General features: G+C 71.0%; 28 protein-coding genes. 12 read left to right on the top strand and 16 right to left on the bottom strand.

Annotated elements, in window-relative coordinates; all coding sequences use genetic code 11:
• Nucleotides 1-150: 150 nt before the first annotated feature.
• Complete coding sequence (locus tag FDA94_RS00405) at nt 151-1059, bottom strand: hypothetical protein (protein WP_137245009.1); 909 nt, start codon at nt 1057-1059, stop codon at nt 151-153.
• Nucleotides 1059-1553, bottom strand: a complete 495-nt coding sequence (locus tag FDA94_RS00400; protein WP_137245008.1) for a hypothetical protein — start codon at nt 1551-1553, stop codon at nt 1059-1061. The genes FDA94_RS00405 and FDA94_RS00400 overlap by 1 nt, the downstream gene beginning before the upstream one ends.
• Nucleotides 1554-1959: 406 nt before the next feature.
• On the opposite strand from FDA94_RS00400, the gene FDA94_RS00395 reads away from it, so the two are divergent.
• Nucleotides 1960-3126 (top strand): coiled-coil domain-containing protein, encoded by a 1167-nt coding sequence (locus tag FDA94_RS00395; RefSeq protein ID WP_246059424.1) that lies wholly within the window; start codon nt 1960-1962, stop codon nt 3124-3126.
• Nucleotides 3127-3497: 371 nt separating this feature from the next.
• Here FDA94_RS00395 and FDA94_RS00390 read toward each other — a convergent pair whose 3' ends face one another.
• Together FDA94_RS00390 and FDA94_RS00385 are read right to left on the bottom strand one after the other, a co-directional pair.
• A complete protein-coding gene (locus FDA94_RS00390) occupies nt 3498-4037 on the bottom strand; it encodes a DUF1062 domain-containing protein (protein WP_246059423.1) in 540 nt (179 codons plus the stop codon).
• A 244-nt stretch (nt 4038-4281) separates the two neighbouring features.
• Nucleotides 4282-5019: a VOC family protein gene (locus FDA94_RS00385; protein WP_137245005.1), complete on the bottom strand. Its 738-nt coding sequence runs from the start codon at nt 5017-5019 to the stop codon at nt 4282-4284.
• A 33-nt stretch (nt 5020-5052) separates the two neighbouring features.
• Here FDA94_RS00385 and FDA94_RS00380 point away from each other — a divergent pair, with 33 nt between their 5' ends.
• Nucleotides 5053-5694 carry a class I SAM-dependent methyltransferase gene (locus FDA94_RS00380; RefSeq protein WP_137245004.1) on the top strand — a complete coding sequence of 214 codons (642 nt, stop codon included), beginning with the start codon at nt 5053-5055 and terminating at the stop codon, nt 5692-5694.
• Here the strand turns inward: FDA94_RS00380 and FDA94_RS00375 are convergent.
• Nucleotides 5663-6367: a TSUP family transporter gene (locus FDA94_RS00375; protein WP_246059421.1), complete on the bottom strand. Its 705-nt coding sequence runs from the start codon at nt 6365-6367 to the stop codon at nt 5663-5665. The two genes, FDA94_RS00380 and FDA94_RS00375, sit on opposite strands and share 32 nt — an antisense overlap.
• Before the next feature lie 109 nt (nt 6368-6476).
• Here FDA94_RS00375 and tmpA point away from each other — a divergent pair, with 109 nt between their 5' ends.
• Entirely contained in the window at nt 6477-8033 is a 1557-nt protein-coding gene (gene tmpA, locus FDA94_RS00370) for a 2-trimethylaminoethylphosphonate dioxygenase (protein WP_137245003.1), read from the top strand.
• Here the strand turns inward: tmpA and FDA94_RS00365 are convergent.
• Nucleotides 8007-8771, bottom strand: a complete 765-nt coding sequence (locus FDA94_RS00365; protein ID WP_246059420.1) for a GntR family transcriptional regulator — start codon at nt 8769-8771, stop codon at nt 8007-8009. The two genes, tmpA and FDA94_RS00365, sit on opposite strands and share 27 nt — an antisense overlap.
• An 18-nt stretch (nt 8772-8789) precedes the next feature.
• Here FDA94_RS00365 and FDA94_RS00360 point away from each other — a divergent pair, with 18 nt between their 5' ends.
• Entirely contained in the window at nt 8790-9260 is a 471-nt protein-coding gene (locus FDA94_RS00360) for a DUF5946 family protein (protein ID WP_246059418.1), read from the top strand.
• Here FDA94_RS00360 and FDA94_RS00355 read toward each other — a convergent pair.
• The 3 genes from FDA94_RS00355 to FDA94_RS00345 form a co-directional block, all read right to left on the bottom strand.
• Nucleotides 9244-9840: an ATP-binding protein gene (locus FDA94_RS00355; protein ID WP_246059416.1), complete on the bottom strand. Its 597-nt coding sequence runs from the start codon at nt 9838-9840 to the stop codon at nt 9244-9246. The two genes, FDA94_RS00360 and FDA94_RS00355, sit on opposite strands and share 17 nt — an antisense overlap.
• 147 nt (nt 9841-9987) lie before the next feature.
• Nucleotides 9988-10470 carry a hypothetical protein gene (locus FDA94_RS00350; RefSeq protein ID WP_137245000.1) on the bottom strand — a complete coding sequence of 161 codons (483 nt, stop codon included), beginning with the start codon at nt 10468-10470 and terminating at the stop codon, nt 9988-9990.
• Nucleotides 10471-10550: 80 nt separating this feature from the next.
• The gene (locus FDA94_RS00345) at nt 10551-12128 is read right to left on the bottom strand and encodes an MFS transporter (RefSeq protein ID WP_137244999.1); all 1578 of its coding nucleotides are present in this window, start codon (nt 12126-12128) and stop codon (nt 10551-10553) included.
• Nucleotides 12129-12366: 238 nt separating this feature from the next.
• On the opposite strand from FDA94_RS00345, the gene FDA94_RS00340 reads away from it, so the two are divergent.
• Both FDA94_RS00340 and FDA94_RS00335 read left to right on the top strand, forming a co-directional pair.
• Nucleotides 12367-12984 carry a helix-turn-helix domain-containing protein gene (locus FDA94_RS00340; protein WP_137244998.1) on the top strand — a complete coding sequence of 206 codons (618 nt, stop codon included), beginning with the start codon at nt 12367-12369 and terminating at the stop codon, nt 12982-12984.
• Between the two features lie 123 nt (nt 12985-13107).
• Nucleotides 13108-13977, top strand: coding sequence for a class I SAM-dependent methyltransferase (locus tag FDA94_RS00335; protein WP_137244997.1), 870 nt, complete (start codon nt 13108-13110; stop codon nt 13975-13977).
• On the opposite strand, the gene FDA94_RS00330 is transcribed toward FDA94_RS00335, so the two are convergent.
• Complete coding sequence (locus FDA94_RS00330) at nt 13947-14399, bottom strand: winged helix-turn-helix transcriptional regulator (RefSeq protein ID WP_137244996.1); 453 nt, start codon at nt 14397-14399, stop codon at nt 13947-13949. The two genes, FDA94_RS00335 and FDA94_RS00330, sit on opposite strands and share 31 nt — an antisense overlap.
• A 130-nt stretch (nt 14400-14529) precedes the next feature.
• On the opposite strand from FDA94_RS00330, the gene FDA94_RS00325 reads away from it, so the two are divergent.
• Genes FDA94_RS00325 through FDA94_RS00315 form a run of 3 tightly spaced genes read left to right on the top strand, consistent with a single transcriptional unit; the run spans nt 14530 to nt 16775 of the window.
• Entirely contained in the window at nt 14530-15414 is an 885-nt protein-coding gene (locus FDA94_RS00325; RefSeq protein ID WP_137244995.1) for an aldo/keto reductase family oxidoreductase, read from the top strand.
• An 18-nt stretch (nt 15415-15432) separates the two neighbouring features.
• Nucleotides 15433-16011: a PadR family transcriptional regulator gene (locus FDA94_RS00320; RefSeq protein WP_137244994.1), complete on the top strand. Its 579-nt coding sequence runs from the start codon at nt 15433-15435 to the stop codon at nt 16009-16011.
• Nucleotides 16008-16775: an SGNH/GDSL hydrolase family protein gene (locus FDA94_RS00315; protein WP_137244993.1), complete on the top strand. Its 768-nt coding sequence runs from the start codon at nt 16008-16010 to the stop codon at nt 16773-16775. Before FDA94_RS00320 ends, FDA94_RS00315 begins: the two co-directional genes overlap by 4 nt.
• Here the strand turns inward: FDA94_RS00315 and FDA94_RS00310 are convergent.
• Nucleotides 16765-17535, bottom strand: coding sequence for a Fic family protein (locus FDA94_RS00310; RefSeq protein WP_170990709.1), 771 nt, complete (start codon nt 17533-17535; stop codon nt 16765-16767). The two genes, FDA94_RS00315 and FDA94_RS00310, sit on opposite strands and share 11 nt — an antisense overlap.
• A gap of 64 nt (nt 17536-17599) precedes the next feature.
• Entirely contained in the window at nt 17600-18046 is a 447-nt protein-coding gene (locus FDA94_RS00305; RefSeq protein WP_137244991.1) for a MarR family winged helix-turn-helix transcriptional regulator, read from the bottom strand.
• A gap of 75 nt (nt 18047-18121) precedes the next feature.
• On the opposite strand from FDA94_RS00305, the gene FDA94_RS00300 reads away from it, so the two are divergent.
• Nucleotides 18122-18886 carry an SDR family NAD(P)-dependent oxidoreductase gene (locus tag FDA94_RS00300; RefSeq protein WP_137244990.1) on the top strand — a complete coding sequence of 255 codons (765 nt, stop codon included), beginning with the start codon at nt 18122-18124 and terminating at the stop codon, nt 18884-18886.
• Here the strand turns inward: FDA94_RS00300 and FDA94_RS00295 are convergent.
• From FDA94_RS00295 to FDA94_RS00285, 3 genes are read right to left on the bottom strand one after another with little or no spacing between them, the layout of a single operon-like run.
• Complete coding sequence (locus FDA94_RS00295) at nt 18853-19560, bottom strand: NADPH-dependent F420 reductase (RefSeq protein ID WP_137244989.1); 708 nt, start codon at nt 19558-19560, stop codon at nt 18853-18855. The genes FDA94_RS00300 and FDA94_RS00295 overlap by 34 nt on opposite strands.
• Entirely contained in the window at nt 19557-20594 is a 1038-nt protein-coding gene (locus FDA94_RS00290) for an LLM class flavin-dependent oxidoreductase (protein ID WP_137244988.1), read from the bottom strand. Before FDA94_RS00290 ends, FDA94_RS00295 begins: the two co-directional genes overlap by 4 nt.
• Nucleotides 20591-21631 (bottom strand): LLM class flavin-dependent oxidoreductase, encoded by a 1041-nt coding sequence (locus tag FDA94_RS00285; RefSeq protein WP_212735081.1) that lies wholly within the window; start codon nt 21629-21631, stop codon nt 20591-20593. The genes FDA94_RS00290 and FDA94_RS00285 overlap by 4 nt, the downstream gene beginning before the upstream one ends.
• A 72-nt stretch (nt 21632-21703) precedes the next feature.
• Between FDA94_RS00285 and FDA94_RS00280 the strand changes: the two genes are divergently transcribed.
• The gene (locus tag FDA94_RS00280) at nt 21704-22189 is read left to right on the top strand and encodes a MarR family winged helix-turn-helix transcriptional regulator (RefSeq protein ID WP_137244986.1); all 486 of its coding nucleotides are present in this window, start codon (nt 21704-21706) and stop codon (nt 22187-22189) included.
• 34 nt (nt 22190-22223) lie between these two features.
• Here FDA94_RS00280 and FDA94_RS00275 read toward each other — a convergent pair whose 3' ends face one another.
• Nucleotides 22224-22628: a VOC family protein gene (locus FDA94_RS00275; protein WP_137244985.1), complete on the bottom strand. Its 405-nt coding sequence runs from the start codon at nt 22626-22628 to the stop codon at nt 22224-22226.
• A 700-nt stretch (nt 22629-23328) separates the two neighbouring features.
• On the opposite strand from FDA94_RS00275, the gene FDA94_RS00270 reads away from it, so the two are divergent.
• Nucleotides 23329-23583: a MerR family transcriptional regulator gene (locus FDA94_RS00270; RefSeq protein WP_137244984.1), complete on the top strand. Its 255-nt coding sequence runs from the start codon at nt 23329-23331 to the stop codon at nt 23581-23583.
• Nucleotides 23584-23646 lie beyond the last annotated feature (63 nt).

Genomic DNA, 23646 nt, shown 5'->3' with positions numbered 1-23646 from the left:
AGCTGCCACTGCCGGGCCAGCAGCCACAGTGGGTCGCCGATCCGGGCGGCCAGTACCTCATTCAGCGGCACCGGCCAGCGCGGTTCCAGGCGGGTGATGATTGCTGGCTGGCGCGGCCACGGACGGGCTGCTGGCGGTCGGCGCGTTGATCTACTGGTTCTGCCCGGTTTTCGGGAGCGACGACTGAGGAACGGCGAGCTGGGCGAGCATCGGGGCCAGGCGGCCCGGCTCGACGGGGACGCCGGCCCGGAGGGCGGCGTACTCCGCGGCGGGTCCCCCGAGCTCGGCGAGTTCGTTCCAGCAGTGTTCGAGTTCCTCCCTGGCCTCGCGGAGGGCGCGGTGGTCACGTCTGTCACGTGCGTTCCGGTAGCGCTGGTGGGCCTCCTGCTCGCGGGATATCAGCGGGTGGTCGCCCTGACCCGGGACGGTCTCGCCGAGCAGCTCGGCTAGCGCCCTGGACTTGACCGATTGGACGGCGTAGAGCCCCAGGTTCGCGGGATGGGGTTCGGCTTCGGTAGGGACGGGCCGGCCGGCCAGGGTGGCCAGGTGGTCGATGACGAGTTCGGCGAAGTTCTCGGCCGCGCCGCGCGCCGCACCGCGCAGTTCGTCGTCGACGATGCCGAAGTGCACCGTCTGCAGGTGGGTGAGGGCGGCCATCAGATGGCCGGCGGCCGGGTAGGGGTCGAGGGTCCTGAGCTGCAGGCCGAGTAACTCGTGGAACTGGGCGGTCATCGCGAAACCGCCGCGGTTCTCGGTCTGTTCGATCCACTTCTCGATGACCCGGGTATCGGGTACCTCCAGCCAAAAGCGGCCGTCGCGGATTCCGCCGGTCATGCCGCGGTTAAGCCGGCGGCGGCCGGGGATCGGGGCGGCACCCGTGAGGATCTCGGTGACGATCCACAGGTTGCTCAGATGCGCGGCCGGCAGGAAGTCCGCGGCCTGGGCCTCTCCGCGCAGAAGCGGGCCGTAGTCGACGACGTCGCGCGCCAAATGCTGGAAGTGCGACCCGAGCCCTACCAGAACCCTGGTCGCACTGACCTCCACCGTCTCCAGCCCCATCACCGTTGTTTCCGCTGTCCGAGGGGAATCGCGGCGCCGCGCCGCAGGAGTTCCTCGGCGGACCGGAGATCTCCGTAGGTGGCCCGCAACAGCGCGGTGCTCACCGCGATCGCGCGGCGCAGCTGGGGATGCACCCGCTCATCCCGCGTGGCGCGCAGCAACGCGGCGTCGGCCTCGGCGAGAGGGAGAGTGCGACCGGCGACCGGCCAGCGAGGGTCGACGCCGGGAAAGATCGGGATGATGTGCGCCAGCGTCATCGCCTCCAGGTTGACCGCGCCGATGTCCCGATAGAGGCGCGCGGCGGCCCAGTAGTCCATGACCGCCTCCTCGTAGCGACCGTGCAGGCGGTTGGCCAGTCCCCGGACGTTGTGGAGGTAGCAGCGGTACACGGCGAAGTGGGAGCGCAGCGGGTCGGTGGCCGTGGCCAGCCGGGGGTGGGACCGGCCGGCCAGGTCGAGCAGTGACCTGGCCTGCTCCGCCCACCTCAGCGCCACGTCGAGCAGCGGCGGGCGCCCCTCGGCCAGGACGAAGGGCAGCAGGAGCGTGTCGTCGACGCCTGCTGACGTGCGGTGACAAAAGCCCGGGACAACTTTGTGACAAGCCTCATCCGCGCGGTCGACCGCTGGCGCGACAACGCGATGCGCAACGTGGGCCTCTGAACCTGCGAAAACAGGTACCCGGCCCGGTGCGGAGAGTCAGGTTCGGGCCGGGCCTCGTGGTGACATCAAATCGGCGCTCAACACCGGCCGGGACAGCCGGGACCACTCACATGCAGAGTCACGGCACTTCGCCACCCAACATAACGAGGATTATGTTGGAAGATCATCTACACCTCCGACACAACGGATCTCTATTTTCGATTTTCTGTTTCCAGAAAATCGAAATGCTAGGGTGATCTTCGTGACGTGCAAGCACTGCGGCAGGCCCTTGGAGCAACGCCAAGGACGAGGCCGTCCGAAGGAGTACTGTCCCGAGAGCGACTGCCAGGCCGCCGCCAAGAAATCGCGCGAACTCCGCCGATCCACCCCCGGCCTCGACGGCTCCCTGGCCCGCGCCGAAGAGCTCTACGAGCGCATGGAGAAAGGCCTGGCCGCGGCGATCGCCCCCTTGGCCCAGGTCCTCGCCGACGAGCTCTCGCCGGCCGGGGTCGAGGCGCGGCTCAGCGCGGTGCAGGCCGAAGCGCACACCCGCGTGGCCGTCGCCCGGGCCGAGCGTGAACAGGCCTTCGAGCAGGTACGGCTGGCCCGCGCCGCCACCGAAGACGCGCGCAGGAACGCTCAGCAGGCCGAGCAGCGCGCCGAGGAGGCGGTGGCCGAGCGTGACAACGCGTTCACCGACGCGGAGAACGCACGCGAACAGGCGCTGGCCGCGCTCCGTGAGGCGGCGGCGACCGAGCGGGTCGCCAAGCAGGCCGCCGATGAGGCTCGTCGACGGGCCGAGCAGGCGGAGTCCCGGCGGGATCACGCGGAGGCCGAGACACAGGAGGCGCGCGCGGCCGCCACCGAGGCCGAGAAGAAGGCCCGGCGGGCGGAGGCCAAGGCGGCCGCCGCGCAGCGGGACGTCCAGGAGGCGCGCAAAGACGTGGCCACCGCCGAGAAGGCGGCCGCCGCGGCGTCGGCGCGCGCCGACGCGGCCGAGTCCGAGCGTGACCGGGCCATCACGCGGGCGGAGGTCGCCGATCAGGCCCGCGCCGATGCCGCCGCGAGTGCCACCGAGGCCAAGGCGGAGGTGTCCCGGGTCACCGGGTTGCTGGCCGAGTCGGAGAAGGCGATGGCCGAGGCCCGGAAGGATCGGGACGCGCTGGCCGCGGCGCTGAACAGCAGCCAGGCCGAGGCGGCCGCGCTCAGGACGTCGGGGGAGGCGGCCCAGGCCGAGGCGACCCGGCTCGGGGCCGAACGTGCGGCCGCCCAGGAGAGCCTCGCCACGCTGCGCGCCGAGCTCGCGTTGGAGCGGGCCCGGCTGAGTGACCTGCGATCGGAGCTGGAGTCGGCTCGTACGGAGGCGGCTGTGCTGCGGGAGCGGGCGGTCGCGGCTGAACTCAGGTCCGCCCCGGCCGCCGACGGCTGAGGCCCGCATGTGGCAGGCGTTGTCGATTCACCAAGCTCGTGGCCTGCACCCCTCGCGTGAGGGAGGGATGCAGGAACATCAGCCTGCCGCTGTCACCCGCCAGGCCGGCGCCTGCATCCCCCCGGGCGATGAGGATGCACGTCACCCTGCCCGGCACAGCCCTCCGCCGGGTGGGGGGCGACCCTCCGACCCTGGCCTAATGCCCGATGGACGCCCGGCCCCACACGCGACGACTCTGATGCTGACGCCGCAGACACATCGCATCCCCGGATCATCGAGGACAGCGCACGACCGGCCTGCGGAGTGGGGAAGCCGCAGCGGCACCGGTGGCACCGATCAGCTCTCCCGTCGATCTCCAGGAGAGAAGGCCGTTACTCCCCGGCCATCACCGTGAAGGCGAACCCGCTGCTCCTCTGATGCCGCAGCGAAACGTCACTCTTGACCCGCCGCACCACCTCGCCCCGGCTGAACCCCAACCCCTGGGCAATGAGCCGATCCGGCCGCACCGGCACCGGATCGTCGAAGGTCACCTCCACCCGCACCGGCCACCCGCTGTCGACCCAGACAGACCCGCAGTCCAGCCGCCAGGCACCAGCCCAGTCGAGGGTGAACCGGTTACGGCGCCCGAACAGCGGATCCAGCAGCGTCGAAGCCACCAGGTCAGGGTCGTTGCAGCGATACCCGCGAAGCGCCCCCGGGTCCAGGCCCGTGACCGGCACCCGCTCGTGAACGGTCAGCTTGCTCGTGCGGTTACAGGACACGCACCGCACCAGCAGCCACACGTCCAGCAGTTTCCCGTTGGCGTTGACCCGGAACCGGCCCGCCCCGGTGGTCGCCGACTCGCACCCGCAGTCGACGCAGCGGAAGAAGAGCAAGGGCAGCCTGGTCCGGCGGACGGTCCAGGGCAGCACGATATGAGGTTGTGAAGACATGATCTCTCTAGATCTGACACGAGGCCGATTGCGCGCGGCCTCAGACGCCGTATGACCGGGCGCTCACAGAGGGCAGCCCGGCGGAGCCGACGGCAGAGTCGGCTGACGGTGTGCGGAAGTTACGTGTCAGATCTGGAAAGCAGGCGGGGTCACGCGGGTTGTCCTCACGTCTCGGGGCCGCAGGCAACCTACGACTCCGACAGACGAGGACACAAACGATTTTCTAGAGCGGGGTCAGCACGCAGAACTCGTTGCCCTCGGGGTCGGCGAAGACCGTCCACGGCACGTCGACCTGGCCGATGTTGACGTCGACGGCGCCGAGGGCGCGGATGCGGGCCGCTTCGGCCGCCTGTTCCTGGCCGGGGTAGGGGCGCAGGTCGAGGTGGACCCGGTTCTTCACCGTCTTCACGTCAGGGGTGCGGACGAACTCCAGGTAGGGGCCGACGCCCTTGGCCGAGCGGAGCCGCGCGTGGTCGTCGGTCACCTCGTGGAGGGTCCAGTCGATCGCCGCGTCCCAGAACCGGGCCATGGCGCGCGGGTCGGTGCAGTCGACGACGACCGCGGCGATGGGGCCGGTGTCACCGTAGATCTCCCGGGGTTCCAGGACGCAGAACTCGTTGCCTTCGGGGTCGGCCAGGACCGTCCACGGCACGTCGCCCTGGCCCACGTCGATCGGGGTCGCGCCCAGGGAGCGCAGGCGCTCGACCAGTTCGGCCTGGTGGGCGGGCGAGGTGGTGGCGAGGTCGACGTGGACGCGGTTCTTGACCGTTTTGGGGTTCGGGTCGTGGACGACGTCGATGCACACGGCCGTCGGGTCGGGGTAGGCGAAGCCGACGGGTTCGAGGTTGGTCACGCCCGGTCCCTCGCTGGAGACGCCCCATCCGAGGGCCTGCGCCCAGAAATGGCCGACCGCCTCGTCGTCTGCGGCCTTCATGTGAATCTGTACCAGCCTCGTCGCCATGCAGACGATCTTATGCGTGGGTCTAATGGAGTCATGCCGAAGCTCTTCGCCCGGATGTGGCCGCGTCTGCGGCAGACCATGGACCGTCGTGGCATGGCCGAGCACCGCCGCGCGCTGCTCGCGGGATTGTCGGGGCAGGTCGTGGAGGTCGGGGCGGGCGACGGCGCGAACTTCGCGTACTATCCGCCGGCCGTGACGCGGGTGCTGGCGGTGGAGCCCGAGGCGCTGCTGCGGCGGCACGCCGCCACCTCGGCCGCCGCGGCGCCGGTGCCCGTCGAGGTGAGCGCGGGGACGGCGGGCCGGTTGCCCGCGCTCGACGCCAGTGTCGACGCCGTGGTGTTCTGCCTGGTCCTGTGCTCGATTCCCGATGTCGGCCAGGCACTCGCCGAGGCCAGGAGGGTGCTCAGGCCGGGTGGTCAGGTGCGGTTCCTGGAGCACGGGAGGGCCGATTCTCCCGGTCTTGTACGCATGCAGCGCGCCCTCGACGCCACCGTCTGGCCCCCTCTCGCGGGCGGCTGCCACACCGGCCGTGACACCGTCGAACTGCTGGAGCGGGGCGGGTTCACGGTCACCGGCGTGCACCGCTACAACTTCCCGCCGGTCCGCACCCCCTGGTCGTTCCACGCGCGGGGGAGCGCCACCGTCAGCCCCACAGGCCTTTCGCCAGCGTCGTGAGACCCCCCGCCAGCGCGAGTGACAGCACGATCCACCGGGCGGGGCGTTCGGGCACGTGCCGGGCCACGATCGATCCGATCGCCAGCCCGGCCGCGATCCCGACGCCGACCAGGGCCCACGTGGGGCCGCCGAGCTGGGGGAGTCCTTTGGCGGCGATCGAGAAGACGTTCACGACGACGCCGTAGAACTGGGCGTTGGGGACGAACTCCCGTACCGTCCAGCCGGCGTTGACGGCGTAAAGGGAGACGGCGGGGCCGCCCACGCCGGCCGAGGCGTTGAGGAACCCGCTCGCGGCGCCGGCCGCGAGCGCGCCGCCGCGCCCGCGCAGCGACCGCACCCGGAGCCCGCTCATCACCAGCAGGGCGGCGGCGCTGACGAGGGCTCCGGTGACGGCGAGCAGCGCGGGTTCGGGCAGGGTGCGGGAGACCCAGGCTCCGGCCGGTACGGCCGCCGCCGCCGCGACCACCAGCGGGATCATCGCGCCGGGCCGGACCGACCCCCAGGTGCCCGCGAGCCCGACGGCGCTGATGACCAGCGCGCCGCAGTTGGCCAGCCGCACCCCTTCGGCGGGGCCCAGCAGGAGCGCCATCGCGGGCACCCCGACCAGCGCGAACCCGATCCCGGCGAGCCGCTGCACGGACGCCCCCACCACGACGATCCCGAACAGAAGCACACACCCCAGCCTCATGAACAGGGCGCGTCCCGCTCAACCGAATTTCACTTTCCGGACATCTCGGACCAAGAAGTTGGCTATACAACTTGGCGAACCGACGAGGACGATCATGCTGGACAACCCGATGTGGCTGCGGGACAACTGCCCGTGCCCCGAGTGCCGCGACCCGCGCAGCGGCCAGAAGCTCTTCCAGATCACCGACCTGCCCGACGACCTGGCCGTCGGCACGGTGGCCGAGCGGCCGGAGGAGGTGGAGGTGACCTGGTTCCCCGACGGGCACCGGTCGGTCTACCGCCGCGACTGGCTGACCGCCCCGGCCCCGGTGGACCACCGCACCGAAGCCGGAAAGCGTCTGTGGGCCACCGCGGACCTGGCCACCCCGCCTGAAGCCGACTGGTCCGCCTACCTGTCCGTGCCCGCCGAACGCGTCCGCGTCCTCGAGGCCGTGCGACGGCTCGGATTCGCGCTGCTCCGAGGGGTGCCCGTCGAGGAGGGCCGGGTGCTGGAGGTCGCGAGATCGTTCGGGTACGTCCGGGAGACCAACTACGGGCGGTTGTTCGACGTCCGGGTGGAGCCCGCCCCCGACAACCTGGCCTTCACCTCGCGGGCCATCGCCCCGCACACCGACAACCCCTACCGCGACCCCGTGCCGACCATCCAGCTGCTGCACTGTCTGACCAACGCGGCGCAGGGCGGCGACTCTGGGCTCGTCGACGGTTTCCACGCCGCGGCGCTGCTGCGCGCGGAGGACCCCGAGGCGTTCGCGGTGCTGACCCGGACCCCGGTGCCGTTCGTCTACCGCGACGCGCGCACCGAACTGACGGCGGTGAAGCCGCTCATCGACGTCGATCCTCTCGGGCGCATCCGCGAGGTCCGGTTCAACAACCGGTCGCTGGGCACGCTCCGGCCGCCCGGCGCGTTCTACGACGCCTACCGTGCCTTCGCCAAGGTGCTGGCGCGGCCCGAGCTGATGCTGGCGTTCCGGCTGGCGCCGGGCGACTGCCTGATCTTCGACAACACCCGGCTCCTGCACGCCCGCACCGCCTTCGAGCAGAACGGCGCCCGGCACCTGCAGGGCGCGTACGCCGACCTCGACGGCCTGGCCGGCACGCTGGCGGTGCTCGGCAGGACCGTGGCGCTGGACGAGCTGGAGGCGCTCTTCACCGGTCCCGGCACGGGCGACTACCTGGGCGAACCGGTCACGATGGCCGAGCACATGCGGCAGGCCGCCGCGCTCGCCGAGGCCGCCGGAGCGCCCGCGCACCTGGTCGCGGCGGCGCTGCTGCACGACATCGGCCACCTGGAGGGCGGCGCGGAGCTCATGTCCGGCGTCGACAACCGGCACAGCCACACCGGCGCCGACGTGCTGGCCCGCTGGTTCGGGCCGGAGGTGACCGAGCCGGTTCGGCTGCACGTCGATGCCAAGCGGTACCTGTGCGCGGTCGATCCCGGCTACCGGGCCCGGCTGTCGGAGGCCTCGGAGTTCACCCTCCGGGTGCAGGGCGGCCCGATGACCGGGCCGCAGGCCGCCGCCTTCGCGGCGCTGCCGGGGGCGGCCGACGCGGTGGCGGTCCGGCGGTGGGACGACGCGGCCAAGGTCGCGGGCGCGGCGACGCCCGATTTCGCGCACTTCCGTCCGCTACTGGCCTCGTTGCTGCGCCGCTGACCGCAGCCGCGACAGTGTCGAGGTCGCGATCGAGTTGTGCACGGTGAACGCCACCGTCCCCGGCAGGTAGCGGTCTTCGGACCACTCCACCGGCCGTCCGGCCGGGTCGGTGGTGCGGCGGCGTTCGCGCAGCAGCGCGGCGCCCTCGGGGCAGCCGAGCAGGCGGGCGTCGTCCGGGTCGGCGAAGGCGAGGTCGATGGTGTGCTCGGCGTCGGCGAAGACGATGCCGTGGTCGAGCAGCCGTTCGGTGTAGGACACCGTGTCGGCGGGCAGCCGGGCCACGATCTCGCCGACGCGGGGCGGGTAGGTCGTCCGTTCGATCATCACGGGGCGTCCCGACAGGGTCCGCACCCGCAGGGCGGCGTACACCTGCGAGTCGGCGCGCAGCCGGAGCCGGGCCAGTTCCTCCTGGTCGCCGGGCCGGACGGTCAGCGATTCGAGCACCCCGCCCGGCTCCTCGCCGATCGAGCGGGCCCAGGCGGTGAAGCTGTGCAGTTCGGCGAAGCTCTGCGCCGGGGTCGCGCCGAGCACCACCCGCCGGGTGCCGCGCCGCGAGGTGACCACGCCGCCGGCCCGCAGCAGCGCCAGGGCCTGCCGGATCGTGCCCCGGGAGACGCCGTAGTGCTCGGCCAGCGCCGCCTCGGCCGGGAGCCTGCCGTCGGAGCCGTAGACCCCGCCCGCGACCGCCTCGCGGAGGTCGGCCGCCACCCGGCGGTAGAGCACGTCACGGTCGTCCACCCCCCTATGATCTCGGCCATGACGGATCGCTGTGACTGCGGGGCGCCCGCCGGGCCGCTGGGCCGGTGCGCCGACTACTACCACGCGATCCTGGCCGAGGAGCAGGGCGACCCGGACATGTACCGCTGGCACAACCCCGTCGTCTGCGCCTACCTGCTGCAGCACCCGGCCGAGGGCCACGAGAAGCATCTCGACGTCCAGTTCCGCTGGCTGCAGCTGCTGCTCGACCAGGGGATCGATGCGGTGATCCGCGTGGCGGCCCACCAGGTCGCGCGCAACCGGCACGCCTCACGTCAGGGCTACGACATGACCCCGTTCGAGCGCTACGCGCCGCTGCCGCCGGGCCGGGCGGCGACCGATTTCGGGGCGTCGTTCAGCGCGCTGCCCGTGGTCGGCGGCAGTTTCGTGTTCGACGGCCCCGAGGCCTACGGGCGGCGGATCGAGGCCGTCGCGGCGGCGACCGTCGAGCGGCTCAGCGGTCGAACCTGACCTCTTTGAGCCGGTCGGCCCCGGCCCGGGTCAGCACGTGGGCCGTGAGGGCGGGCGCGGGGTCTCCTTCCTGTACGCGGCCAAGAAGCCGCCCCCACCTGCGGATGTGCCGGCCGAAGGCGGCCTTGGGCACCACCCGCCCGCGGGTCCGCTGCCCGGCCATCGCCAGGTCGGGCGGGGTGTCGAGCATCAGCAGGTGGAGCCGGGTGCCGCGCCGGACGGCCAGCCAGGCCAGCACATAGAGCACGAAGACGCCGCAGCCCCGGTTGTGGGCGATCACCGGGCCGGTGCGCATGGCCCGGGAGATGCGGGACATGTGGGTGACCCACGTGATCGCGGTGCGGACCGGTTTGGGGGCCCAGGGGATGCGGCCCCTCCAGTGGAGCCGCGACTGGTAGCTGTCGATGACGGTCAGGCCGTCGCGGCCGACGGGCCGGGTCTCGTCGCCGCTGAGGCCGTAGAGGCGGCGCAGCAGTGTGGTCTTCCCGGCGCCCGGCAGGCCGGTCAGGATCACCAGCGATCCCGGCGGATAACTCAGTGTGTCGGCCGTCCTGCCGGCGGCCGGAACCCCCAGGGTCAACGTGTCCCCTCCCGTTGTCCTTCATGATGGCGAAGAAATCGGGGAGATGGGCTCAGTAGCCGAGGGCGACGCCGCCGATCCGGCCTCGGCGGGTCCGCGTCCGGACGGGCCGGGGGGATGAATCGTCGCCGTTTTTCAGCAGAGGACTCAGCTCCATCCGGTTCCGGAGATTTCCGTGTGGTCGTTCCAGACATAACCGGTGACACCGGCGCAGCAGTCCGAATGCCACCACAGGTTTCCGGCGCTGTTCACACAGCGCTTGTTCACGCGGAAAAGCTGTCGGTATTTCCACGTGGCTTTCACACTCGATTTCGAGCTGTAGCTGCTGTGCACTTTGGTGCTGCCGACCCTGACCCGCCGGATATGCGGCGTCCAGCTCGTGCATCCGGCCATGACCTGGGTGCCCTTCGCGGTCGCCGCCGCGCTCGGAGAGGTTGCGGCGACGGGCGTGGCGACGATCGTAATCGCCGCCGTCGCAATGGACAGCGTTCGATTGCCCTTCATGCGCATTTCAAGCTCCCTTCGGTGGATCTTGGATGAATGGATCTTCCTTCCATGGTGATCAACAGTCAAGATCGCGCGTGAAGGCTGGCATGGACAGGCAAATTTCAGAATGTCGGACGTCCCCATGAAAAACACCATTGGAAAGACGCGAGACCTTCCACGTATCCGCGGAGGCGCCTGACATGGCCGCGCCGACGGCTGCGAGGTCAGCGAGCGGCGACGTCGTCCGCCGCCTCGGCGTCGAGCTTCGGGCCGTACAGGGCGACGTAGAGAAGCAGGGCGGCCATGACGGCGGCGCCGACCCACATGGACTGCCGCCAGCCGTCGACGAAGGACTGCTGCGCGGCGTGGATCAGGTCCCGGGCGTGGTCGCCGGCGATGGGTGCGACCTCGACGGCGTTGGCGACGCCTTCGCGTGCGGTGTCCGCAGCACCGGCGGGAACGCCGTCGAGCCTGCCGTCGATGGCGCTGCGGTAGCCGCCTGCCAGGAGCGCGCCCAGCATCGCGACACCGAGGGCCGTGCCGAACTCGCGGGTGACGTCATTGAGGGCGGAGGCGACGCCCTGCTCGGCGCGGGGGAGGGAGCCGGTGATGGCCTCGGTGGACGGCGTCATCGACAGACCCATGCCGATGCCCATGGCGAGCATGCCGACCAGGATGGACGGGTAGCCGCCGGAGACGGACACGAACAGCGCCATCAGCGCCAGTCCGAGGGTGGCCAGGGCGACGCCGACGGTCATGGTGGAGCGGGCGCCGATCTTGGCGGCCGTCTTCGGGGCCAGGCCCGAGGCCATCATCATCATGACGGCCATGGGCATCATCGCCACGGTGGACAACAGCCCCGACCAGCCGAGCACGGCCTGGAAGAACGGGAAGAGGACGACGGCGACACCGGCCTGAACGCCGAAGACGACCAGCAGGGTGATCGAGCCGGCGGCCAGGCCGCGCTCGCGGAAGAGGCGGACGTCCAGCAAGGAGGCGTCGCGGCGGTGCAACTCCCAGGCCACGAAGGCGATGGCGGCGAGGGCTCCGACGGCGAGGCTGATCAGGGTGATGGGGGCGGTCCAGCCGCGTTCGGGGCCTTCCTGCAGGACGAAGATGAGAGCGATCACGGCGATGGTGGAGACCAGCGCGCCGATGGTGTCGAAGGCGTGGGCGGACCGTTCGCGGGAGTTGGGCACCGACTTCAGCGTCATCGCCAGCGCGATGACGACGAGAACCACGGGCAGCACGAACAACCAGCGCCAGTCGGCGACGTCGACCAGCAGGGCGGAGAGGAACATCCCGAGGATGCCGCCCCCTCCGGCGACCCCTGTCCACACCCCGATGGCCTTGCCGCGCTCCTCCTCGGGAAAGGTGGCGGTGATGACGGCCAGCGTGATCGGCATGATCATCGCAGCGCCGATGCCGGCGGCCACCCGGGCGGCGATCATGATCCCGGCCGACGGGGCGAGGCCGGCCACCGCGCCGGCGGCGCCGAAGACGATCAGTCCGGTGATCAGCATGGGCTTGCGGCCCAGCCGGTCGCCGATCGCGCCGAGCGGCAGCAGCAGCGCGGCCAGGGCGAGGGTGTAGACGTTGATGATCCACAGGACGGTGGTCTGCGAGGCGCCGAACTCGACGGCCATCTGGGTCTGGGCGACGTTCAGCCCGGACACGGAGGCGATGACGGCCATCAGCGCGATCGAGACGGCGATCAGGATCGCGCGCAGTCGACGCGCATCCGGCGTCCCTCCGCCGCCGACCGGCGCGGCCGCGGCCTGAGGAGGCTGGTTGATGGTCATGGTTTCCTTTCCTGGAAGGCGTGCGGAACCGGCGCTGAGACAGGCCCGGTCGCCAGATCGGTGAGATGGGGAACGCGCTCACCGCGCGGGCGGCCAGCTGGGGTCGCGCGGTTCTTCAGCCGCTGATCTTGTGCGGCGGCGAGCGGGGGAGCGGTGGGCTCAGCGGCGCCGTCGTCCCGGCCCCTCGTGCCGGGCGTCTTGTCGTCGACGCTAACCGGGGTTGCATCACAGGCATAGCATGTTGCCTATGACGCAAGAAGATGAGCAGCTGGACAGCCTCGTGCGCAAACGGATCCGCGCACTGCGCGTCGCGCAGGGCTGGTCCCTGGAGGAACTCGCCACCCGGGCCAACCTCAGCCAGTCTTCTCTGAGCCGCATCGAGAACGGCCGGCGCCGCCTCGCCCTGGACCAGCTCGTCACCCTCGCCCGCGCCCTGGACACCACCTTGGACCAGCTCGTGGAGAACGCCGCCGACGACGTCGTCATCAGCCCGATGGTCGACGTCGCCCACGGCCTGATGCGCTGGCCCATCAAGGGCGACCCGGGCATGAGCGTGATGCGTCAGCGCATGACCGATCCGCCACCCGACAGCCCTGCGCGCATGCGCGCCCACCCCGGCCGCGAATGGCTCGTCGTCCTGTCCGGCGCCGCCATCCTCATGCTCGGCCACCGGCGCATTCGCATCGAAACCAACCAGGCCGCAGAGTTTCCCACGATGATGCCGCACGCCATCGGCGCCGAGGGCGGGCCATGCGAAATCATCGGCATCTTCGACCGCGACGCCCGCCGCGGCCATCAGAGGGACGCCGGAACCGACGAATCCGACTACGGAGGCGCTCAGGCCCGCCGTCCGTAGCGGGCCGCCGGAGGCCCTCGCCAAGGTGGGCGATATTGCGTGGCGGGCATTGGGGCACACCACCTTCTTGCGCTTCACGCAAGCAGTCATGCGTCATGCGCATGGCAGCCTTACGGTGGTGACATGACCCGTACACATCGGCACACCCAGCCCGACCGCGATGAAGGACATGCGGAGATCCTCGATCTGGACGCGGAGGTGCTGGCCGAGCACACAGCGTCCATCACCGCCTGGCTGCCGCTGACGCGCGAGCCGCGCCAGATCGTGGACCTGGGCTGCGGCACCGGCGCGGGCGCCTTCGCGCTCCTCGAACGCTTCCCCGAGGCGCACGTCACCGCCGTCGACACCTCGGCCGGGCACCTTCAGCTCCTGCGCGAGAGGGCATGCGCCCGCGGCGTCGAAGGGCGCGTGCGGACCGTACAGGCCGACCTCGACACCGACCACTGGCCCGACCTCGGTAGCCCGGATCTGGTGTGGGCCTCGGCCTCGATGCACCACATGGCCAACCCCGACGGCGCGCTGCGCAACGTCCGCGAACTGCTCGCCCCTGGCGGCCTGTTCGCTGTCGTCGAGCTCGCGGGATTTCCCCGCTTCCTGCCCGCACACGCCCCGGAGAACCGGCCCGGCCTAGAAGAGCGCGCCCATGCCGCGACCGACGGCTTCCACGCCGAGCACGTTCCGCACCGCGGCGCCGACTGGGGCCCGATGCTGACCGCCGCCGGCTTCACCGTCGAGGACCACCGCACCATCACCGTCGACATCGAAGGAGGGCGTGGCGAAGCGATCGGCCGCTACGCCTACGGCAGCCTGCGGCGCATCCGCGGCGTCGCCGCCCCCGCCCTCAGCCCCGAGGACCTCGCCGCACTCGACGAGCTGCTGGACCTCGGCAGCCCGAACAGCATCCTGCGCCGCGAAGATCTCGCCGTACGCACCAAGCGCACCGTCTGGGCCGCCCGCCGCAGTCACGCAGGCGGTGCGGGTCGCGGGTCGTAGGTCTCGCGGTTGGCGAGTACCTCGTCCATGTGCGTCTCGGCCCAGGCCTTGAGCCCGCGCATCATCTCGTACAGGGACAGGCCGAGATCGGTGAGCTCGTAGGTGACCGTGACAGGCACGGTCGGGGTCACGCTGCGGGACACCAGGCCGTCGCGTTCCAGGGATCGGAGCGTCTGGGTCAGCATCTTCTGGCTGATGCCGGCCAGCAGGCGGGCCAGTTCCGAGTAGCGCATCGGCCGGGGCTCGCCGACGCAGTCGGTGCCCAGCCGCTGGGGGGCGCCGTTGCCCAGGGCGGCAAGGATCAGCGTGACCCACTTGTCAGAGATCCGGTCGAGCAGTCTGCGGCTGGGGCAGGCCGCGACGAAGGCGTCGTACTCCACCTTGGCCTGTGCCCTCTGCTGGGCCGCTGTCTTCGTCGCCATGGGACCCCTCCTCGATACGCGGGTGCCTTACGCACTCTGAGGTGCGTACTTCCCATCAGAGAGCTACCTCCCAATCATGGTGCAACAAGCCATCGGGAACCACCTCTGGCGCATTGACGAAAGGCACACCATGAGCACTTCCTCCGCCTCCCTTCCCGGCGGGACCCAGGCGCTGGGCGATCTGACGGTCTCCCGGTTCGGCTACGGCGCCATGCAGCTCGCCGGTCCCTGGGTCATGGGCCCGCCCGCCGACCGCGACGGCGCTCTCGCCGTCCTGCGGGAGGCCGTCGACCTCGGCATCACCCACATCGACACCGCGGGCGCCTACGGGCCCCGCTTCACCAATCAGATCATCCACGAGGCGCTGCACCCCTACCCCGAAGTCCTGCACATCGCGACCAAGGTCGGCGCCGTCCGCGACGCGGAAGGCGGCTGGCCACCGGCCCGCACGCCCGAGGACGTACGCCGCGCCGTCCACGAGAACCTCGAGGACCTCGGCCTTGACGCGCTCGATCTGGTCAACCTCCGGCTCGGCGACGCCCAAGGGCCGCGGCCCGAGTCGCTCGCCGAGCCCTTCGAGGCTCTCGTCGAACTCCAGCGGCAGGGCCTGATCCGGCACCTGGGCGTGAGCAACGCGACATCGGAGCAGGTCGCCGAGGCACGCGCGATCGCGCCCATCGTGTGCGTGCAGAACATGTACAACCTCGCCCACCGCCAGGACGACGAGCTGATCGACGAGCTCGCCGGACAGGGCATCGCCTACGTGCCGTTCTTCCCGCTCGGCGGCTTCACCCCGCTGCAGTCCTCGGCGCTCACGGCCGTGGCCGACCGGCTGGACACGACGCCGATGTCCGTCGCCCTGGCCTGGCTGCTGCAGCGGTCGCCGAACATCCTCCTCATCCCCGGCACCTCATCGGTGGCGCACCTGCGCGAGAACGTGGCCGGCGCGGGACTCACACTCTCCGGCGAGGACCTCGCTGAACTGGAGAAGATCGCCGCATCATCAATTAGTTGAATAGGTATGGTGTTGAGCATGTCTCTGCGCCACGCCGTCATGGCCGCCCTGCTGGAGGGCGAGGCCAGCGGTTACGACCTGGCCAAGGGCTTCGACGCCTCGGTCGCCAACTTTTGGATGGCCACACCCCAGCAGCTCTATCGCGAGCTCGACCGCATGCACAACGACGGCCTCGTCCATGCCCGCCTCGTGCACCAGGACCGCCGCCCCAGCAAACGCCTGTTCTCCCTCACCGACGAGGGCCGCCGCGACCTCCACGCCTTCACCAGGGAGCCGACCCGCCCCGGCGCGATCAGGGAGGACCTGTTCGTCCAGGTCCAAGCCGTCGACGCGGGCGACGCCGCCGCCGTGCGCGCGGCGATCGAGGAGCGGCTCTCCTGGACCGAGGCCAAGATCGCCCGGTACGACCGCCTCCGGACCCGCATCCTCGGCGGTCGCACCGAGGAGGAGTTCCTCGACCACGCCGACCGCATCGGCCCCTACCTCACGGTCACCCGAGGCCTGGCCTTCGAACGCGAGAACCGCCACTGGTGCCAATGGGCGCTGAAGGCCCTCGACCGGAGGACCGCGCGAACGGGATCGGAGGGGACCGGATGACCTACCTGCGTTACGTCGCCATCGGCGACAGCCAGACCGAGGGACTCAACGACGGCGACGAGGCGTCCGGCTACCGCGGCTGGGCCGACCGCCTGGCCGAGCACCTCGCGGCGTCCAGCCCGGGCGTGCTCTACGCCAACCTGGCGGTCAGAGGCCGTCTCGCCGCCCAGATCCGGGCCGATCAGCTGGCTCCCGGCCTGGCGCTCAACCCCGACCTGGTGTCGGTGATGGCCGGCATGAACGACATCCCCCGTCCGGGCAGCGATCCGGCCGTCGTCGCCGGGGAGGTGGAGGAGATGATCCGCGCCTTCACCGCGACCGGCGCGACCGTGCTGACCTTCACCTTCCCGAACATCGCCGAGATCGCCCCGATCGCCCGGCGTTTCCTGCCCAAGATCCTCGATCTCAACGACCGGCTCCGTGACGCCTCTCGCCGGCACGGCGCGGTCCTGGTGGACACCTTCCCCTACCCCGTCTCCACCGACGCCAGGTTGTGGAGTCGCGACCGTCTCCACGCCGCCCCCTTGGGTCACGAACGCATCGCCGCCGCGGCCGCCCACGCCCTGGGCCTGCCCGGCAGCGACCTCACCTGGACCGGCGAGCTCCCCCCGGTCCGCCGCCCGAACGCCCTCATCCGCACCGGCGCCGAGATGCGCTGGGCCGCCGCCTTCCTCGGCCCATGGGCGATCCGCCGAATCCGCGGCCGCTCCTCCGGCGACGGCCGAACGGCCAAACGCCCGGACCTGCTCCCGGTCAAGCCGTGAGTAGGCCGAGGACGTCTTCGGCCACGTAAGCGAAGGTGTCCCTGCCGGTCTGTTCGGGCCGCACGACGCCCGCGTCGGCCAGCTGCGCCAAAGCCCGGCGGGCCTCCTGGTTCGTCATCCTGAACGTGCGCTCGGCGGTCGAGGCCGTCATGACCGGAACCGCCGGGAACCAGTGGAGCAGCCGATACGTGGCCCGTCCCATACGCGGACCGGGAGGCAGGCCGGCGGCCCGGCATCGCCCGTCCCACACGTCGCGTACTGCGGCCAGTTCGTCGGCGAACGTCCCGACCCGTTCCGCGGCGGCCCTCGCGGTCCGGAGGAAGAGGCGCAGCCAGTGGGCGGGATCGCCGTTCCGGTAGGCGGCGAGGCCTTCGGCGTATTCGTCGTGCCGGGCGAGCAGGGCCACGCTGACCGGGAGAATCGCCGACGTGCTCAGGCCGCGCCGGGTGAGCACCGTCTGGATCAGCGCCCGACCCACGCGTCCGTTGGCGTCGGCGTACGGGCCGATGGTCATGAACCGGGCGTGGACGAGCGCCGCCTGAACCAGTGCCCCGTGATCCGCCGTGTTCACGTAGGCGACCAGATCCTCCAGATCGGTGTTGCCCCCGCCCTTCCCCTCTCCGGGGAGCAGGCGCCGGTGGAGGGCGTCGACGTGCGCGGTCGTGAGTTCGGGGACGGCCTCCAGTTCGCCGACCGCCTGGTCCAGGGTGTCGAGGTTGCGGGCCACCGACCGTGCGATCTCGTCGTCGTGATCGGTCACCTCGGCCTCCAACGTAAAGGAGCCCGCGCCCTACGGCGGCTACAGCGCCAGGCGGGCGTGGGGCTCAGTCGGCGAGGGCGACGTTCTCGATGGCGCGGGCCAGGCGGGCGACGTCGATGCCGTCGAGGTGGTCGAGCAGGTGCCGCCGCACGCTGGCCAGGTTGGTCGGCCAGGCCCTCTCGAGGCGGGCCAGACCGGCGTCGGTGATGACGGCGTTCCAGCCTCGGGCGTCCTCGTCGCTCCGGACGCGTTCGATGAGGCCGTTCTTCTCCAGCACGCCCGCGATGCGGGTCATCCCGCTCAGCGACAGCTCGCACGCGGTGGCCAGCTCGCCCATCCGCATCCGCCGGCGGGGGGCCTCCGACAGGCGCATCAGGACGGTCCATTCGATCAGCGGCAGCTGCTGTTCGCGCACCATGTCGGCGTCGATCGCCCGGGGGAGGGCGTACATGAGCCGGGGCAGGGCGCGGACCAGGGCGTCCTCGTCGGGGGTGAGCGGTCGTGTGGTCATTCCCACATATTAGTTGCTTCACGAAGGAAGTAATGTACTTTTTTGACGAAGCAACTATTACTCGGGGAGACTCCGATGGGATCACTGGACGGGAAGATCGTGCTGATCACGGGCACCGCCGGAGGGCAGGGACGCGTCGCGGCGCTGGCCTTCGCCCGCGAGGGCGCGAAGGTGGTCGGGTGTGACATCCAGACCGCCGCCAACGACGAGACGGTGGAGCTGGTCCGCCGGGCGGGCGGGGAGATGACGGGCGTCGCGCCGATCGACCTGACCGATCCGGAGCAGGCGCGCCGGGTCGTCGAGGAGGCCGTCGCGGCCTACGGCGGGCTCGACGTCGTCTACAACAACGCGGCCCTGCCGCGCTTCGGGCCGCTGCCCGGCTTCTCGGTCGACGACTGGCACACGACCATCGCGGGCGAGCTCGACATCCCCTTCTTCGTGTCGAAGTTCGCCTGGCCGCACCTGGTCGCGCGCGGCGGCGGGGTGATCGTCAACGTCGCGTCCATGGCCGGTCAGATCGCCGGCGAGGTGCCGCCGATGGTCGCGCACGCCGCTGCCAACGCCGGGGTCGTCGGGATGACCCGCCAGCTCGCGCTGGAAGGGGCGCCGCACGGGATCCGCGCGGTGGCCGTCAGCCCCGGGCCGGTGCTGACCCCGGCCAGCGAGCGCGACCTCGGCGACGACCAGGCGGCCCGGGAGGCGATCACCCGCAAGACGCTGCTCAAGCGGTTCGCCCGGCCGGAGGAGATCGTCGAGCTGGTGGTCTTCCTCGCCTCCGACCGGGCGGCCTACATCACGGGCGCCAACTATCTGGTGGACGGCGGCGCGACCGCCTGGTGACGGGCGCGGCCGCGCTCCGATTCGGGGAACCGGGCCAGCATCGCGCGCAGTTCGGCGGCCTCGACGTTGGCGCCGAACGGCTCGGTTCCCGGCTCCATCCGCACGCCCTCGGCGAGCGGCCCGGCGATGACCGGGTCGAAGCCGAGGGCGTCCACGATCCCGGCGACGACCGCCACGTCGCCGGGGTCGTCCCCGGCGACGGCGATGGCCCGGCGCCCAGGCGCGCCCGTGGGCAGCGCGCCGTCCTCCAGGTCGTGGTAGCCCATGTGGTTGAAGGCCTTGACCACCCGCGCGCCCGCCAGGAACTCCTGGACGATCTCGCTGGTGGTCGTGCGCGGGTCGGTCAGGTCGTCGCGGACGCCGTCGACCTCCCACCAGTAGTTCATCGCGTCGATGACGAGCTTGCCGTCGAGCGCCGACGCCGGGATGTCGCGGTGTTTGCCGAGCGGCATGGCCAGCACCGTCACGTCGGCCTGGGACGCTGCCTCCCGCGCGGTCACCACGGTCGCGCCGGGGGTGAGGACCTCGACGATGAGGGCGATCTTGGCGGGGTCGCCGGAGCCCGCGATGAGCACGCGGTATCCGGCGGCCAGCGCCAGGCGGGCCAGGACGGTGCCGACCTTGCCCGCGCCCAGGATGCCGATGGTCTCGACGGTGCCGTCGACAGGGCTCATGACCGGTCGCCCAGGAGGTCGCGGACCATCGGGATGACCTTGCCGCCGAACAGCTCCACGGCCTTGGTGCGGGCGCCGACGGGCTGCGGGCCGACGCTGTAGATGAGGTCGAACCGGGCCACCCCGAGCGCGTCGATGGCCTTGGCCATCTTGCGGGCGACCGTTTCGGGCGAGCCGATGTAGAGCGAGCCGTGGGCGATCTCGGCGTCGTACTCCGAGCGGCTGATCGGCGGCCAGCCCCGGGTGGCGCCGATCCGGTCGCGCATCACCTTGTAGCCGGGCCAGAACCCCTCCCGCGCCTCCTCGTCGGTGTCGGCGACGAAGCCGGGCGAGTGCATGCCGACCGGGTGGGCGGTGGTGCCGAACTGCTCGGCGGCCCGCTGGTACAGGTCGATGTAGGGCGCGAAGCGGTCAGGGGCGCCGCCGATGATGGCCAGCATCAGCGGCAGGTCGTAGTGGGCGGTGCGGACCACCGACTGGGGCGAGCCGCCGACGCCGACCCACGTCGACAGACGGCCCGACTCGGTCTTGGGGTAGACGTCGGCCTGGTCGAGCGGGGCGCGGACGGTGCCGCTCCAGGTCACGGGCCGTTCGTCGAGGAGCTTGACGAACAGCTCGATCTTCTCCTCGAACAGCTTGTCGTAGTCGGCCAGGTCGTAGCCGAACAGCGGGAAGGACTCGGTGAAGGAGCCGCGTCCGAGGATCACCTCGGCCCGGCCGTTCGACAGCGCGTCGACGGTGGCGAAGCGCTGGAACACCCGGACGGGGTCGTCGGAGCTCAGCACGGTCACGCCGGAGGCCAGGCGGATGCGCGAGGTGCGGGTGGCGATGCCGGCCAGCACGGTCTCGGGCGAGGAGATCGAGTATTCGGGCCGGTGGTGCTCGCCCAGGGCGATCACGTCGACGCCGAGCTCGTCGGCGATCACCGCCTCGTCGAGGACCTGGCGGATGGCCGCGGCGTGGGACAGGGGGGCGCCGGAGTCGTCCGACGGCACGTCGCCGAAGGTGTCCAGGCCGAAGGTGATGTCGGTCATGCGCTTCTTCTTTTCGGGGAGGAGAGGAGTTCACGGACACGGGGGGCGACCTCGCGGCCGAGCAGCTCGATCGTGCGCGCTCGGGCGTCGCGAGGGAGACGCATGATGTCGTACTTGAGGTCGAAGCGGCTGAGCCGCAGGTCACGGGCGGTTCGGGCGATCTTCCTGGCGACGGTCTCGGGGGAGCCGACGTAGAGGGCGCCCTGGTCGAGTTCGGCTTCGAAGCGGTCGCGGGTGGGGGCGTAGAAGCCGCGTTCGGCCGCGAGCGCCGCCACGACGGGCTGCCAGTAGGTCCACCAGGTCTCCCGGGCCTCCTCGTCGGTGTCGGCGACCAGGCCCAGCGAGTGCTGCCCGATCGGCAGCTCCGGCCGGCCCGCGCGCCGCAGCGCGGTCAGGTAGAGGTCGACGTTGCCGGCGAAGCGCTGGGGCCGTCCGCCGATGATGGCCATCATGAGCGGCAGGCCGTAGCGGGCGGCGCGGAGCACCGAGTTGGGGCTGCCGCCGACGCCGATCCAGGTGGGGATGCCTCCGGGGCGCATGCGGGGGCGGGGGGCGTACCGGATCAGAGGGGTTCTGACCGTGCCCGACCAGGTCACCTCCTCCTCGGTCTCGAGCCGGACGAACAGGTCGAGCTTCTCCTCGAACAGCCGCTCGTAGTCGGCCAGGTCGTGGCCGAACAGCGGGAACGACTCGGTGGCCGAGGCGCGGCCGAGCACGATGCGGGCCCGGCCGTCCGAGACCGCGTCGAGAGTGGCGAACTCGTGGTAGAGCCGGACCGGGTCGTTGGTGCTCAGCACGGTCACCGAGGTGCCGAGGGCGATGCGATCGGTGGCCGTGGCGATCGCGGCCAGCAGCACCGGGGTCGCCGAGTCGGTGTGACCCTCGCGGTAGTGCTCGCCCAGGCTGAACACGTCGAGCCCGGACGCCTCGGCGAGCCGGGCCTCCTCGACGATCAGCCGCACGGTCTCGGCGTCGGACAGGGTCCGCCCGCCGTCCGTGGCGACCTCGCCGAAGGAGTTCAGCCCTAGTTCGAACATGTCGTGCCTCAACGTCATATGATCGGAAATGATTGACGTGTCAATTATATTCCCAGCGGGGAGGAGACCGTGTTGACGCAGCGCAGGGGCCAGTTCCCCACACGGGAGGAACTGCGGATCTGGCGGAACTTCATCGAGACCACCGACGCGCTGCGGGCCGCGATCGCCGCCCGGCTGCTGAGCGAGTCGGGTCTGTCGACGGGCGACTACAGCGTCCTGCTCGCGCTGACCGAGGCCGAGAACGGCCGGCTGCGCTCCTCGGAGCTCGCGGCGACGATCGGCTGGGAGCGCAGCCGCCTGTCGCACCACCTCGGGCGCATGGACAAGCGGGGGCTGATCAGGCGGGAGAACTGCACCGGCGACAACCGGGGCGCGGAGGCCGTCCTCACCGGGGAGGGCGCCGCGGCCTTCCACCGGGCGACCGTGCCGCACCTGCGGGCCATCCGCGAGCTGTTCGTCGACGGGCTGACCCCGGCGCAGGTCGGCGCGGCGGGAGAGCTGGCCGCCGCGCTACGCGACCATCTGGAGTCGGCGGGCGGCGGCGCGTCGTCCCGTTGAGGCCACGCTCTCAGGCCGACGCGGAAGGCGACGCTCAGATGGGAGAGGAGACGTCGACCAGGACACCGTCGGGGTCGAGCATCAAGCAGCTCCGCTGCCCGTAGAACTGATCGCGAGGCGGCGCGACGATCGGCACTCCGAGCTTGACGGCCTGCTCGTGCACGTCGTCGACATCGTCGACGATGATCGTGAAGATCATCCCCTGCGCCCGGCCCCGATGCCCCTCCGGGACAAGTTCATGATCGCGTTTCCATATTCCGAGCTCCAGCGCCGGATTGGCCGGTGCGCTGAGGTAAACCCACCAGTCCTCTTCGAAGTTCACCTGGAACCCGAACAGCTCCGTGTAGAAACCCCGCGCCCTGACGAGGTCGTCGGAGAGCACGTTCACCAGAACACGATTGATGCCCATGCACGGGCCACTGTCCGTGCTCGCCGTCACGAAACCCAGCCTGTCCGACCGGGTGATCGCCGTCGCGCCGGAGTGGCCGAGGCGGACTCGCGATGGCCGGATCGGATACCCGCGCCCCGCGATCTTTACCTGGAGCGAAGAAAAAATCTGCAGTCGCCACGGTAGACATTCGCCTGCCGGGGAGATAATAATTGTGTCATCGTAAGAAGTGAGTCCACGAGGGCAGTGCAAGACGAGCACCACGACGAACTGCCTGGATGAGCGTGGAGGTTGGGCTGACGCGAAGGAGGCGGAAGGTCTGGACCGCGGCGGCCGGCGAGGTTGGACCGGCCCGGGGCGGTGGACGCGCCGCCATTGCACGATCCGGGCACCAGCGGTTGGGGCGCCCGGATAGGGATAACCGGAAAGGAGTGTTGAACGCCATCAGGATCGCCCGTCGCCGGCCGGAAGTCGCCGCACGGGTCACCGCAGCTCCATGAAGAGGATGGTGGTCTACGGTCACACATACGCGATCCCCGCACCCCGCTTCGGGCGGCCGTGCGGACATAGATGAACCGGCCGACAGAGCCGGTGGATGGTGTTGAACCTCTGGGCCCCGGCGCATCAAGGCGCCGGGGCCCCTGTTGGCATTCGGGAAGGTTGAGTGGATCAATCACATCAGGCATCGGCCCCCCTCTCCGAGGGCGGCCCGGAGCAGCGGTTCGATGATGAGGACTACCCTGCGTACAGCATGGGCCGGGCAGCCGAGATCCTCGGTGTCACGCCGGCTTTCCTGCGCAGCCTCGGCACCGCAAGGCTGATCGAGCCGCTGCGCAGCGAGGGAGGTCATCGTCGGTTCTCCCGCTACCAGCTGCGGCTGGCCGCCCGCGCCCGCGAGCTCGTCGACGCCGGCACCGCGCTGGAGGCGGCGTGCCGCATCATCGTCTTGGAAGACCAGCTCGCCGACGCCCTGCGCATCAACGAAGAACTACGCCGGCGTCCTTGACCGCTCCGCCCGGCCCCGGCGACGTCGGGGCCCGCCACCCTCGTGGACGGCGATCGACAACGG

It is taken from the genome of Herbidospora galbida, from assembly GCF_005233835.1.
Taxonomy (GTDB): domain Bacteria; phylum Actinomycetota; class Actinomycetes; order Streptosporangiales; family Streptosporangiaceae; genus Herbidospora; species Herbidospora galbida.
Note: the sequence above shows the minus strand (reverse complement) of the source record. Positions and strands in the feature narration are given on the sequence as shown.